This is a genomic window from Streptomyces sp. NPDC091279 (assembly GCF_044757465.1).
Lineage (GTDB): Bacteria > Actinomycetota > Actinomycetes > Streptomycetales > Streptomycetaceae > Streptomyces.
On record NZ_JBIVVA010000005.1, the window covers coordinates 94470 to 107105 of the forward strand.

Annotated in this window: 12 protein-coding genes; 7 read left to right on the top strand and 5 right to left on the bottom strand. The window is 71.0% G+C overall.

Translation table 11 applies throughout. The annotated features are described in order from the left end of the window. Nucleotides 1–183: 183 nt before the first annotated feature. The 5 genes from ACIQOU_RS13845 to ACIQOU_RS13865 form a co-directional block, all read right to left on the bottom strand. Nucleotides 184–1197: an ABC transporter gene (locus ACIQOU_RS13845; protein WP_401536858.1), complete on the bottom strand. Its 1014-nt coding sequence runs from the start codon at nucleotides 1195–1197 to the stop codon at nucleotides 184–186. Continuing rightward, nucleotides 1194–2138 (bottom strand): ABC transporter ATP-binding protein, encoded by a 945-nt coding sequence (locus tag ACIQOU_RS13850; RefSeq protein ID WP_401536860.1) that lies wholly within the window; start codon nucleotides 2136–2138, stop codon nucleotides 1194–1196. The genes ACIQOU_RS13845 and ACIQOU_RS13850 overlap by 4 nt, the downstream gene beginning before the upstream one ends. Further along, a complete protein-coding gene (locus ACIQOU_RS13855) occupies nucleotides 2135–2548 on the bottom strand; it encodes a GntR family transcriptional regulator (protein ID WP_401536861.1) in 414 nt (137 codons plus the stop codon). Before ACIQOU_RS13855 ends, ACIQOU_RS13850 begins: the two co-directional genes overlap by 4 nt. A 290-nt stretch (nucleotides 2549–2838) precedes the next feature. Next, a complete protein-coding gene (locus ACIQOU_RS13860) occupies nucleotides 2839–4029 on the bottom strand; it encodes a spermidine/putrescine ABC transporter substrate-binding protein (protein WP_401536862.1) in 1191 nt (396 codons plus the stop codon). A gap of 309 nt (nucleotides 4030–4338) precedes the next feature. After that, nucleotides 4339–5778 (bottom strand): gamma-aminobutyraldehyde dehydrogenase, encoded by a 1440-nt coding sequence (locus tag ACIQOU_RS13865; RefSeq protein ID WP_401536863.1) that lies wholly within the window; start codon nucleotides 5776–5778, stop codon nucleotides 4339–4341. Nucleotides 5779–5945: 167 nt separating this feature from the next. On the opposite strand from ACIQOU_RS13865, the gene ACIQOU_RS13870 reads away from it, so the two are divergent. From ACIQOU_RS13870 to ACIQOU_RS13900, 7 genes are all read left to right on the top strand, one after another. Further along, nucleotides 5946–6461, top strand: a complete 516-nt coding sequence (locus ACIQOU_RS13870; protein WP_401537341.1) for an Lrp/AsnC family transcriptional regulator — start codon at nucleotides 5946–5948, stop codon at nucleotides 6459–6461. Beyond that, the gene (locus tag ACIQOU_RS13875; RefSeq protein WP_401536864.1) at nucleotides 6446–7828 is read left to right on the top strand and encodes an aspartate aminotransferase family protein; all 1383 of its coding nucleotides are present in this window, start codon (nucleotides 6446–6448) and stop codon (nucleotides 7826–7828) included. The genes ACIQOU_RS13870 and ACIQOU_RS13875 overlap by 16 nt, the downstream gene beginning before the upstream one ends. A 205-nt stretch (nucleotides 7829–8033) precedes the next feature. Continuing rightward, nucleotides 8034–8774 (top strand): ABC transporter ATP-binding protein, encoded by a 741-nt coding sequence (locus tag ACIQOU_RS13880; protein ID WP_401536865.1) that lies wholly within the window; start codon nucleotides 8034–8036, stop codon nucleotides 8772–8774. Next, nucleotides 8756–10060, top strand: coding sequence for a hypothetical protein (locus ACIQOU_RS13885; RefSeq protein WP_401536866.1), 1305 nt, complete (start codon nucleotides 8756–8758; stop codon nucleotides 10058–10060). The genes ACIQOU_RS13880 and ACIQOU_RS13885 overlap by 19 nt, the downstream gene beginning before the upstream one ends. 146 nt (nucleotides 10061–10206) lie before the next feature. Then, nucleotides 10207–10614 (top strand): VOC family protein, encoded by a 408-nt coding sequence (locus ACIQOU_RS13890; protein WP_401536867.1) that lies wholly within the window; start codon nucleotides 10207–10209, stop codon nucleotides 10612–10614. Between the two features lie 37 nt (nucleotides 10615–10651). Then, on the top strand, nucleotides 10652–11773 hold the full coding sequence (locus ACIQOU_RS13895; RefSeq protein WP_401536868.1) for an LOG family protein: 1122 nt from the start codon (nucleotides 10652–10654) through the stop codon (nucleotides 11771–11773). A 158-nt stretch (nucleotides 11774–11931) separates the two neighbouring features. Continuing rightward, on the top strand, nucleotides 11932–12636 hold the full coding sequence (locus ACIQOU_RS13900) for an LAETG motif-containing sortase-dependent surface protein (protein WP_401536869.1): 705 nt from the start codon (nucleotides 11932–11934) through the stop codon (nucleotides 12634–12636).

Below are 12636 nucleotides of genomic sequence, written 5' to 3' on the forward strand. Positions count from 1 at the left end.
GGAGCGGTGAACCGAGTGCGCTCGGGCGGGCCGTAGTCCAGGCCGATCACGGCCGGGGAGATCACGGCCGGGGAGATCACCGTCGGGGTGCTGAGGGCCGGGGCGGCGACGCGCTGTCGGCCGGGCGGCCGCCGGGTCCCGTCCGTGGGACCCGGCGCGGCATGTTCCCTGTGGGTCCGTGGGTCAGACGAGGCGCTTGCGTCCCCAGAGGATGACGAACGCGGCGATACCGGCGGTCAGGGCCAGCAGGATCGAGGCGCCGAGCCACTGCATGGAGGCCATCTGGGAGAGCGGGATGTACTCGATGCCCCAGCCGACGACGTGTGCCTGTTCCAGGCAGGCGTTGCTGGCCTTCTCGGTCGCCTCGGCGCAGCTGCCCCAGCCGATGAAGTCGCCGGACGAGGTGACGTAGGACTGGTCCACGATGTAGGCGCCCTCGGGCACCGGCGGCATGGAGCCGTCGCCGACGCCCTTGTCGCTGGTGACGGTGAGGACGGTGCCGAGCGACTGACGCACCTGCGACCAGGCCACCTGCACGGCGACGGCGAAGCCGAAGGTGACGACCATGGAGATCAGGGTGCGGCGCAGCAGCATGCCGATGGCGACGCCGCCGACCACGGTGAGCAGGGTGAGCGCGGCGGGAAGGGGCCCGGTGTTGTCGAAGGCGGGGCCCTCGATCCAACTGAAGACGTACGACGACGTCTTGATCGGCGTCCACCACCAGCCGAACGCGACGGCGACCACCGTGGTGGACACCGCGACCACGAGGGCGGTCACCCCGAGCTTGGTGGCGAGCCAGCGGACGCGGCTGGCGGACTGCGAGTTGACCAGCTTGGCGGTGCCGTTCTCCAGGTCTCCGGCGAGCAGCGGCGCGCCCACGAAGATGCCGACCAGGATGGGCATGTACCCGATCACCAGGGCGGCTATGTCGAGCCACCGATGGTTGAACCGGTCCTCCCAGTCGGGCTTCAGCTGCGGATAGCCGTACCCGTCGAGGTACGTCATCATCTGCTGACGTGCGACGACGATGAGAACGACGGTGACCGCGGCGGCGGCCAGCAGGGTCCAGTAGGCGGCCCGGTGCTGTCGCCAGACGAGCCAGTTCATGCCGCCGAGCCGCAGGCCGCGAGCCCGGCCGGGGGCGGCGGGGGCGGAGCCGGTGGGGGCCTGGTTCCCGGCGGTGGTCATCGTGCTCATGCCGCCACCGCCTGCGGGCCGACCTGGGAGCTGGGGCTGATGAGGGGCGGTGCGTCGGGGGAACGCAGGTAGGCGAGCAGGAGTTCCTCCAGGTTCGGGGCGTCCGCCTGCCAGGGGCCGCCGACCGGTCCGTCGGGGCGGATCAGCGCGGTGAACTGCCGTCCTTCGGTGCGGGTCTCGACCACGGTGTGGCGGCTGAGGTCCGGGGTGAGCTGTCCGTCGGGGCGGACGCCGGTGAGCAGGGCGTGGGCGGAGAGGATCTCGTCGACGCCGCCGGCCATGCGGAGCCCGCCGTCGGCGATGACCAGCAGGTAGTCGCAGGCGCTCTCCAGCTCGGTGAGCATGTGGGTGGACATCAGCACGGTGGTGCCGTGCTCGGCAGCCTCGGCCAGCAGGGCGCCCATCAGCTCGTGGCGCACCAGCGGGTCGAGGTCGGACATCGGCTCGTCGAGGAGCAGCAGGTCGGGGCGCTTGCCGAAGGCGACGGCGAAGGCGACCCGGGTGCGCTGACCGCCGGACAGGGTGCCGATCTTCGCGTCGAAGGGCACGTTGCCCGCGCGGACGATGTCCTCGGCGGCCTTCTGGTCCCAGCCCGGGTTCAACTCCCGGCCCAGGCGCAGCGATTCGGCGACGGTGAAGCGCCGGAACAGCGGCTTCTCCTGGGCGAGGAACGCGGTGCGCCGACCGGCCTCCGCGGACTGTGGGGGCGCCCCGAACACCCGCAGGGTGCCGGCGGTCGGCTCCAGCAGGTTGGCGGCGATGCCCATCAGCGTGGTCTTGCCGGCGCCGTTGGGGCCCACCAGGCCGCAGATCCGCCCGGCGGGCAGCCGGAAGGAGCAGTCCCGCAGCGCCCAGCCCCGGCGGTACTTCCTGCCGACCCCGTGGGCTTCTATCGCGGACTCGTCCGCCGGGTCGCCGAGGCCCGTCCTGTAGCTCATCATCCGTTTCCTTCCCTCCCGGCGGCCACCCCGGTGGGGGCGTACCGCTCCTGCATCACCGACGTGACCAGCGCGGTCACGTCCTCCTGGTCAAGTCCCGCGGCACGGGCCCTGTCCATCCACGCGGCCAGCTCGCCGCGCAACGGCGAATCCGCCCCGGCCTGCGGGCGGGCCAGCGACTGGCACACGAAGGTGCCCACCCCTGGTCGCGCCTCCACGAGGCCCTCGCGCTCCAGCTCGCGGTACGCCTTGAGCGTGGTGTTCGGGTTGACCGCGCACATCTCGGCGACCGCTTTGGCCGTCGGCAACTGGTCCCCGGGCACGAGCACACCGAGACGCAGCGCCTGTTTGGTCTGCTGGACGATCTGCTGATAGGCGGCAACGCCGCCCCGTCTATCGATACGGAACTGCACCCTCCACCAACACCATTCCACTAGTCGACTAGTGGAAGCATGATGAACTGCCGATCGCGAACCTGTCAAAGCCCTAGGAGCCCCGAACACGCCAAAGGCCCTCCCGCCACGCCCGACGGAAGGGCCCACATCACACACAAACAGCAGCTCAGGAGGGCCGCGACCAGCCCGGACCCCCCGAAGCCCCCACACAGAACACCCACACACTCAACACCCCCAACACACCCCGCCCCCGGCATGCCGTCGGGGCCACCCCCTCACCACGACAGGGCTCACGGGGCCGCCAGGCCTCACAACCCCACGATCTGATTCCACCGTTTCGCGAATTCCACCCGTTCCTTGGACGTGATGTCGCGGGCGATGACGAGGCGCTTGCGCATGGCGCCGTGGGGGAAGATCAGGGGGTTCTCGGCGAGGGCGGCCGTGTCCTTGTCCTTGGACGCGGCGAGGACGGCCTGGGCGGCCGGGACGGGGCAGACGTAGTTGACCCAGGCGGCCAGCTCCGCGGCGACCGTCGGCTCGTAGTAGTAGTCGATCAGCCGTTCCGCGTTCCGCTTGTGCAGCGCCCGGTCCGGGATCATCAGGGAGTCGGACCACAGCTCGGCCCCCTCCTCCGGCACGACGAAGTGGATGTCGGGGTTGTCGGCCTGGAGCTGGATGACGTCACCGGAGTACGCCTGGCAGGCGAGGACGTCGCCGCTGACGAGGTCCTTCGTGTAGTCGTTGCCCGTGAAGCGCCGTATCTGGCCGTCGGCGACCTGCCGCTGGACCTGGTCGCAGACGCGGTGGAAGTCGGCGGCCGTCCAGCGCGTGATGTCGACGCCGTTGCCCTGCATCAGCAGCGCGAACGCCTCGTCGAGCCCGGACAGCAGCGTCACCCGGCCCTTCAGGTCCTTGGCCCACAGGTCGGAGACCTGACGGATCTCCCGGCCCACCTTGCGCCGGTTGTAGGCGATGCCGGTGATGCCCGACTGCCACGGCACGGTGTACCGGCGGCCGGGGTCGAAGGCGGGCGAACGCAGCAGCGGGTCGAGGTACGTGGCCACGTTGGGCTGGCCCGCCCGGTCCATCCGCTGGACCCAGCCCAGCCGCACGAACCGCGCGCACATCCAGTCGCTGATCACGATCAGGTCCCGGCCGGTCTGCTGGTGGTTCATCAGCGCGGGGCTGATCTTGCCGAAGAACTCGTCGTTGTCGTTGATCTCCTCGACATAGTCGACGGTGATCCCGGTGCGCTTCTCGAACGCGTCCAGCGTCGGCCGCTTCGACGCGTCGTTGTCGTCGGTGTCGATGTACAACGGCCAGTTCGCGAACGTCAGTTTCCGGTCCTCGGTGGAGAGGTCGGCCACCGCGCGGTCACCGGGCGCCACATAGGCGGCGGGCACCCCGCAGCCGGCCAGCCCGCCGAGCACCGCCCCTGCCCCCAGCGTGCGCAGCACGGTCCGGCGGGACGGCGGGAGGTTCTTCGGTGTCAGCGCCATGGGCGCAGCATGCCGTGCCCGTGGCGGCCCGGACAATCGACGCTGCGTCGAGCGCGACCGCTCCCCCGCCGGACACCCTGTCGACCGACTCGGTCAACATCTGCCCAGGTCGAGGAGGGCAGGGACGGCCGGACAAGGCAGCGGGCCGGAGCGGCCCGGCGGGGAAAGGGACTGAAAGGGACCGAAAGGCAGAGGGAGGCCCCGAACGGCGTCCTGCGCCGCCCGGAACCTCCCTCACGCGTCCCGGCCCGAGTGACCGCTCCCGAGTGACAACTCCCGTGTCACGCCGGGTCGTTCACGACGTCCGCCTCACGCCTCCAGCGACGTCATGACGTGCTTGATCCGCGTGTAGTCCTCGAAGCCGTACGCCGACAGGTCCTTGCCGTAGCCGGACTTCTTGAAGCCGCCGTGGGGCATCTCGGCGACCAGCGGGATGTGGGTGTTGATCCAGACGCAGCCGAAGTCGAGCCGCTTGGACATCCGCATGGCCCGGCCGTGGTCCTTGGTCCACACCGAGGAGGCCAGCGCGTAGTCGACGCCGTTGGCCCACGCGACGGCCTGGTCCTCGTCGGTGAAGGACTGGACGGTGATGACCGGTCCGAACACCTCGTTCTGGATGATCTCGTCGTCCTGCCGGAGTCCCGACACCACGGTCGGCGCGTAGAAGTAGCCCTTCTCGCCGACCTGGTGGCCGCCCGCCTCGACCTTGGCGTGGGCGGGCAGCCGCTCGATGAAGCCGGCGACCTGCTGGAGCTGGTTCGGGTTGTTGAGCGGGCCGTACAGCACGTCCTCGTCGTCCGGCTGGCCCGTCTTGGTGTCGGCCGCGGCCTTCGCGAGGGCGGTCACGAACTCGTCGTGGATGGACTCCTGGACGAGGACCCGGGTGGCCGCCGTACAGTCCTGCCCGGCGTTGAAGTAGCCCGCCACCGAGATGTCCTCGACGGCCTTGGCGATGTCGGTGTCGGCGAACACGACGACGGGAGCCTTGCCGCCGAGTTCCAGGTGGACGCGCTTGAGGTCCTTGGACGCGGACTCGGCGACCGACATGCCGGCGCGTACCGAGCCGGTGATGGAGGCCATCGCCGGGGTCGGGTGCTCGACCATCAGCCGGCCGGTGTCACGGTCGCCGGTGACGACGTTGAAGACGCCCTTGGGGAGGAGGGAGCCGAGGATCTCGGCCATCAGCACGGTGGACGCCGGGGTGGTGTCCGACGGCTTCAGCACGACCGTGTTGCCGGCCGCGATGGCCGGCGCGAACTTCCACACGGCCATCATCATCGGGTAGTTCCACGGCGCGACCTGCGCGCAGACGCCGACCGGCTCCCGGCGGACGATCGACGTCAGGCCCTCCATGTACTCGCCGGCCGAGCGCCCCTCCAGCATCCGGGCCGCGCCCGCGAAGAAGCGGATCTGGTCGACCATCGGCGGGATCTCCTCGGAGCGGGTCAGCCCGATCGGCTTGCCCGTGTTCTCCACCTCCGCCGCGATCAGCTCCTCCGCGCGCTCCTCGAACGCGTCGGCGATCTTCAGCAGGGCCTTCTGCCGCTCGGCCGGGGTGCTGTCCCGCCAGCTGGGGAAGGCCGCGGCGGCGGCCGCCATCGCGGCGTCGATGTCCGCCTGCCCGGACAGCGGCGCGGTCGCGTACGCCTCGCCCGTCGCCGGGTTGACCACCTCGGTGGTCCGTCCGTCGGCGGCGTCCCGGAACTCACCGTCGATGTAATTGCGCAGACGACGCAGCTCGGTGCTCACTGCCGGCCTCCTGATCGGTCGAACTGTCCATGGACTGAGACACCAGCCTAATCGGACGCTCCACGTTTTCAACACCCCTGATCGCGCCAGGGCTGCGAAATCCGTAGGTATCTGTCACGTGAACAACGGATATCATCGCCCGACCCTTGCGCGACCGTCGAGACGTCATGCAGAGTGAGGGCGTGGCCAGTCGAAGCGCAGACCCGAAGGACTCCCGCGAGTCCAAGAGCGGCACTCCCCCTCCGGACGCCGTCTCCCTCGCCATCATCGAGCAGCTCCAGGAGGACGGCCGGCGGCCGTACGCCGCGATCGGCAAGGCCGTCGGGCTCTCCGAGGCGGCCGTGCGCCAGCGCGTGCAGAAGCTGCTCGACCAGGGCGTGATGCAGATCGTCGCCGTCACCGACCCGCTCACCGTGGGCTTTCGCCGACAGGCGATGGTCGGGGTGCACGTCGAGGGTGACGTGGAGGAGATCGCGGACGCGCTGACGGCCATGGCGGAGGTCGAGTACGTGGTGATGACCGCGGGCTCGTTCGACATCCTCGCGGAGATCGTCTGCGAGGACGACGACCACCTGCTGGACGTCATCAGCAAACGCATCCGGACACTGCCCGGCGTGCGCTCCACCGAGAGTTTCGTCTACCTGAAGCTCAAGAAGCAGACCTACATGTGGGGAACCCGATAACCGTGAGCCAGAAGGACCTCAGCAGGACCGCGTACGACCACCTGTGGATGCACTTCACCCGCATGTCCTCGTACGAGAACGCCCCCGTGCCGACGATCGTGCGCGGCGAGGGCACCTACATCTACGACGACAAGGGCAAGCGCTACCTGGACGGTCTCGCGGGTCTGTTCGTGGTCCAGGCGGGGCACGGCCGCACGGAGCTGGCCGAGACCGCGTTCAAGCAGGCGCAGGAGCTGGCGTTCTTCCCGGTCTGGTCCTACGCCCACCCCAAGGCCGTCGAACTGGCCGAGCGGCTCGCCCATCACGCGCCCGGCGATCTGAACAAGGTCTTCTTCACCACCGGTGGCGGCGAGGCCGTCGAGACCGCGTGGAAGCTCGCCAAGCAGTACTTCAAGCTCACCGGCAAGCCCACCAAGTACAAGGTCATCTCGCGGGCGGTCGCCTACCACGGCACCCCGCAGGGCGCCCTGTCCATCACCGGACTGCCCGCGCTGAAGGCGCCGTTCGAGCCGCTGGTGCCCGGTGCGCACAAGGTGCCGAACACGAACATCTACCGCGCCCCGCTCTACGGTGACGACCCGGAGGCGTTCGGACGCTGGGCCGCCGACCAGATCGAGCAGCAGATCCTGTTCGAGGGCCCGGAGACGGTCGCCGCGGTCTTCCTGGAGCCGGTGCAGAACGCGGGCGGCTGCTTCCCGCCGCCGCCCGGCTACTTCCGGCGGGTGCGCGAGATCTGCGACCAGTACGACGTGCTGCTCGTGTCCGACGAGGTGATCTGCGCGTTCGGCCGGCTCGGAACGATGTTCGCGTGCGACAAGTTCGACTACGTGCCGGACATGATCACCTGCGCCAAGGGCATGACCTCGGGCTACTCCCCGATCGGCGCCTGCATCATCTCCGACCGCCTCGCCGAGCCGTTCTACCAGGGCGACAACACGTTCCTGCACGGCTACACCTTCGGCGGCCACCCGGTCTCCGCCGCCGTCGGCCTCGCCAACCTCGACCTGTTCGAGCGCGAGAACCTCAACCAGCACGTCCTGGACAACGAGGCGGCGTTCCGCTCCACCCTGGAGAAGCTGCACGACCTGCCGATCGTCGGCGACGTCCGCGGCAACGGCTTCTTCTACGGCATCGAGCTGGTCAAGGACAAGGTGACCAAGGAGTCGTTCGACGACGAGGAGACCGAGCGCGTCCTGTACGGGTTCCTCTCCAAGGCGCTGTTCGACAACGGCCTGTACTGCCGGGCCGACGACCGCGGCGACCCGGTCGTGCAGCTGGCGCCGCCGCTCATCTCCGACCAGGGGACGTTCGACGAGATCGAGCAGATCCTGCGCGCGACCCTCACGGAGGCGTGGACCAAGCTCTGAGCCGTACCCTCCGCCCCACTGATCAACACCGGCCCCGGTGGCGCCCGTTCGAGTGAGAAACGGGCACCCGGGGCCGCGTGCTGTCCGGCCTCACGGGCCTGGCTGCCTAGCGTGCCCCTGACCCCTCCGGCCCCGTCCCCCCTCTCCCGCCTCTCCCGCACGGGCCCGCGCACGGCATTCCTGATCCGAACCGAGGTGTACGCCCATGGTGGCCCCGCCCGACAACGACGTGCTCTGGGCACGCGCTCTCCACTACCGCCACAAGGACGGTTCGCCCGCGCTCGGCGGCGTCTCACTCGGCGTCAAGGAGGGCGAGATCCTGGCCGTGGGCGGCCCCCGGGGCAGCGGCAAGACGACGTTGCTGCGCTGCCTGTCCGGCCAGCTCCCGGTCCAGGACGGCGACCTCTGGTTCGACGGCGTCGACCTGCGCGCCCTGCGCGCGAGGGCCCGGGAACGGCTGCGGCGCGACCGTTTCGGCTGGGTCGACACGGCACCCGTGCTGATCCCGGAGCTGACCGCGTGGGAGAACGCGGCGCTCGCCCTGATGCTGCGCGGCATCGGCCGCAGGGCCGCCAGGGCAGCCGCGATGGAGTGGCTGGACCGCCTCGACATCGCCGACCGGGCGGGCCGTCGGCCACAGGAGCTGACCCAGTCCGAACGCCAGCGCGTCTGTCTGGCCCGCGCGCTCGCCCAGGCGCCCAGCGTGCTGTTCGCGGACGAGCCGACGGCCCCCCTGCACCACGCCGACCGGGCCCATGTGCTGCGCTCGCTGACCTCGGCGGCCCGCTCGCACGGCATCACGGTGGTCCTCGCCACCCACGACACGGAGATGGCGGCGCTCGCCGACCGCACGGTCACCCTGCTGGACGGGCGGCGCGTCACCACCGTTCACCTGCCCCCGGTCGTCGAGTCGGAAGGCCGCGCCGCGTGCTCACTCTCCGCCTGACCCGGGCCGCCCACCCCGCCGTCCATCTGCGCCGCGCCCTGGTGACGGCGGCCTCCGCGGGCACCGGCTTCCTCCTCCTGTGCACCCTCGGCTACGCCCTGAGCCACCCCGACGACGCCTCGACGGCCGCGCTGCTGCGGCTCGCCTGGTGTCTGACGCCGCTGGCCGCGACCGTCTACCTCGCGGTGGCCGTGGCCCGCACCGACCCCGGCACCCGGCCCAAGCCGGGGCTCGCGGCGATCGGCCTGGGCCCCGGCCGCCTGATGGCCGTCTCGGCGGTGACGACGGCGCTCTCGTGCGCGCTCGGTTCGCTGCTGGCGCTGCTGGTCTTCCTGCATCTGCGCGGCGACCTCACCGGCACGCCGTCGAACGGCACGGCGCAGCAGTTCCTCGCGGTCGGCCAGTCGTTGCCGCTGCCGGGCGCGCTGACGCTGCTGGCGCTGGTCCCGGTGAGCGCGTCGCTGACGGTGGCGCTGCTGCTGCCCCGGCGGGGGCGGCCGCTGGCGGCGGGGCGGGCGTTCGGCCGCTTCGGCGCGTACGGCAGGCCCGACGTGCGGGAGTCCTTCGGGGCGTACGGCCGTTTCGGCGCCCGGCGCCGGGGCCCGCGCGCGGACGAGGCGCCGGACGGGACCGCGCCCGCCGGGCAGGCCGACGGCCCGCACGACCCGGCCGACCCGCGTTCCGCGCAGGCCGGGCTGCCCTGGGGCATCACCACCCTCGCCGCAGGGCTGGCCGTCGAGTCTTACGCGGGCCGGGCCGCCGACGGTTCCGCGCTGCCGTTGCCCGGCGGGCTCGCCGGGGGCGCTCCGGCGGTGCTGCTCGGCTGGATGCTCACCGCCGTCGGGCTCGCCCTGGCCGGGCCCGGCCTCACCCAGCTGTGCGGGCGGCTGCTCCAGACGGCCCGGCCGGGCGCGATGCGGCTGCTGGCGGGCCGGGTGCTGATGGCGGAGGCGCACCGGATCGGGCGCCCGCTGGGCGTCGTCTGCGCGGTCGCGTCGGGCGCGTGGGCGATGGCGGTGCTGTACGACCCGACGAAGCCCGCCTTCGGGCCGCTCACCGTACTGGGCGCGCTGCTGGTCACCGGGTGCGCGGTCGCGACGCTCGGCACGGCCGCCGTGGAGGCCCGCCAGTCCCGCGTCGGCACCACGGCCGCGCTGGTGCGCCTGGGCGCCCCCACCGCCACCCTGCGCGGCGCGGCGGCCGTCCGGGCGGGCGCGCTGCTGGCGCTGTTCGGGCCGCTGACCCTGATCGTCGCCGAGCTGGCGGCACTGCCCCTGGCCTCCTGAGCCCGACAGTATTGACGCCAGTATTAACCGGTGTTCCTCGGTGCCCGTGGGGGCGGCTCTCCCCACGGGCACCGATGATTTCCGGTGCGGGCGCCGGTCTCCCCTTCGACCGCCACATCAGCGACGACCGAACGGGAGACCCCGCCATGTACCAGCAGATGATCTTCGTGAACCTGCCCGTGACCGACCTCGACGCCTCGAAGAAGTTCTTCACGGCGCTCGGCTACTCGATCAACCCGCAGTTCAGCAACGACGACGCGGCCTCGGTCGTGATCAGTGACACGATCGTGGCGATGCTGCTCACCCGGCCGTTCTACGCGACGTTCACCGACAAGGAGATCGTGGACCCGCGGACGACCAGCGGGGTGCTGGTCTGTCTGAGCGCCGAGAGCCGCGAGGAGGTCGACGCGCTGCTCGGCAGGGCGATCGCGGCGGGCGGCACCGATCTGGAGCGGGTCCAGGACCACGGCTTCATGTACGGCCGTTCCTTCGACGACCTCGACGGCCACACCTGGGAGGTCATGTGGATGGACCCGACGGCCGTAGAGGCCTGAGCCTCACGCAGGGCGACCGGCTGCCTAGCATGGCGGGGTGCACACCAGCCCGGCCCATGCGGCCCCTCACGACGCCCGCGAGATCGAGACGCTGGAGGACTTCGACGCGACCGTCGCGGCCCGCTCCACCCTGGCGGGGTGCCGGGTCCAGAGCGTCGATCTGACCGACCGGACCCGGGAGTTGCTCGCCCACGACACCGGCGGCGCGGTCTTCCTCGGCTGCCCGATGCGGGAGGAGGCGGCGGCGAAGGTACGGGCCGACGGCGCCCTCGTCTTCCCGCCGGTGCCGAACCTGCCGTTCGATCCCTACCGGGGGCGGCTCTACACGCCGGACGAGCTGTTCGCGTCGTTGGAGAAGGGGTACGAGGGGACGCCGGACGCGCTGTCGTACGCGTGGTTCCAGCGGACCCGGGCCGACGGTGACATCTTCGCGTCGATGCTGCGCTCGGTCCACGACGACGCCGTCTCCGACGCCCTCGACGAACTCCTGCGCCACGCCCGGGTGGTGGGCGTCATGGGCGGTCACGCGATGGCCCGGGGGACGGACGCGTACGCGGGGGCGGCGCGGCTGGGGCGGGAGTTGAGCCGGTCGGGGTGGACGGTGGCGACCGGGGGCGGGCCCGGTGCGATGGAGGCGGCGAACCTCGGTGCCTACGCCGCGCCCTACGAGGACGCGATGCTCGACGAGGCGTGTGAACTCCTCGGCCGGACACCGTCGTTCACGCCCTCGGTCACCGAATGGGCGCTGCGCGCCTTCGAGGTGCGGGAGCGCTGGCCGAAGGGGAACCACTCGGTGGGCATCCCGACCTGGTTCTACGGCCACGAGCCGCCGAACGCGTTCGCGTCGCACATCGCCAAGTACTTCGCCAACGCCCTGCGCGAGGACGGCCTGTTGGCGCGCTCGAACGCGGGGGTGGTGTTTCTGCCGGGGGCGGCGGGGACCGTTCAGGAGATCTTCGACAACGCGACGCCCAACTACTACGCGTCACGGGTCGAGCCGACGCCGATGGTGCTCGTCGACCGGGAGCACTGGACCGAGCGGCTGCCGGCGTGGCCCCTCTTGCGGTCGCTCGCCCGGGAACGGTCGATGGAGTCCCGTATCGCACTCGTTGACCGGATCGAGGAGGCGCCCGCGATGCTGAAACGTCTCGCTGGTTAATAAGCAGGCAAAGCCAACGCCCCGAACCCGCATATGCGTTGACACTCCTTATCGAACGCTTATAGACCTGTGAGACTCCTGGGGAATGCGAAGCGGTCCTCACGCGATCGCCTCAACTCCCCCTCACTCCCCCGCAGTTCTGCATGTAAAGGACAAACGTGTCCATAACTCGCCGCAGCGCACGACGTACCGTGCGCGTTCTGGGTGTCGCCTCCGCTTCCGTGGCGCTCACTCTGGGTGTCGCCAACTCGGCGCTGGCCTGCAACATCAGTGAGTTCTCGGCCGAAGCCAGCTGTGCCGGCGACAAGGGCCAGATCGTCGTCACCGACAAGGACTACTCCGGCACCAAGGCCGTCATCACGGTCTTCCTGGAGAACAACGGCGCCGACGTGCACCAGGTCGGTGAGGCGCAGGAGATCCAGGGTTCCCGCGAGGGCACCACGGTGACGTTCTCCGAGGACTGGAAGCCGAACGCGGAGTACCGCATCCACGTCAAGGCGTCCGGCAACATCGTCGACGAGGACATCAAGCCCAACCTGACCACCCCCTCCGAGGCCTGCGCGAAGGACGAGAGCCCGGCGCCGTCGGACTCCCCGGCGCCCTCGGACTCGCCCACCCCGCCGGCCGAGAGCGCGTCCCCGGCGCCCTCCGAGTCGCCGTCGGTGTCGCCGTCGGAGAGCGAGTCCCCGGCCGCCCCGGCGAGCAACGCGCCGTCCCCGGCGGTCGGTGACTCCCACCTCGCCGAGACCGGCGCCAACTCCAGCACCCCGATCATCGCCGGTGTGGCGGGCGCGCTCGTCCTCGTCGGTGGCGGTGCCGTGTTCTTCGGCATGCGCCGTCGTGGGGCGAACAGCGGTCGCTGA

Coding starts and splice junctions, on each gene's coding strand:
- ACIQOU_RS13870 (WP_401537341.1), top strand. CDS start 5,946: ATGCAGAGTGAGGGCGTGGCCAGTCGAAGCGCAGACCCGAAGGACTCC.
- ACIQOU_RS13880 (WP_401536865.1), top strand. CDS start 8,034: ATGGTGGCCCCGCCCGACAACGACGTGCTCTGGGCACGCGCTCTCCAC.
- ACIQOU_RS13860 (WP_401536862.1), bottom strand. CDS start 4,029: ATGGCGCTGACACCGAAGAACCTCCCGCCGTCCCGCCGGACCGTGCTG.
- ACIQOU_RS13890 (WP_401536867.1), top strand. CDS start 10,207: ATGTACCAGCAGATGATCTTCGTGAACCTGCCCGTGACCGACCTCGAC.
- ACIQOU_RS13850 (WP_401536860.1), bottom strand. CDS start 2,138: ATGATGAGCTACAGGACGGGCCTCGGCGACCCGGCGGACGAGTCCGCG.
- ACIQOU_RS13845 (WP_401536858.1), bottom strand. CDS start 1,197: ATGAGCACGATGACCACCGCCGGGAACCAGGCCCCCACCGGCTCCGCC.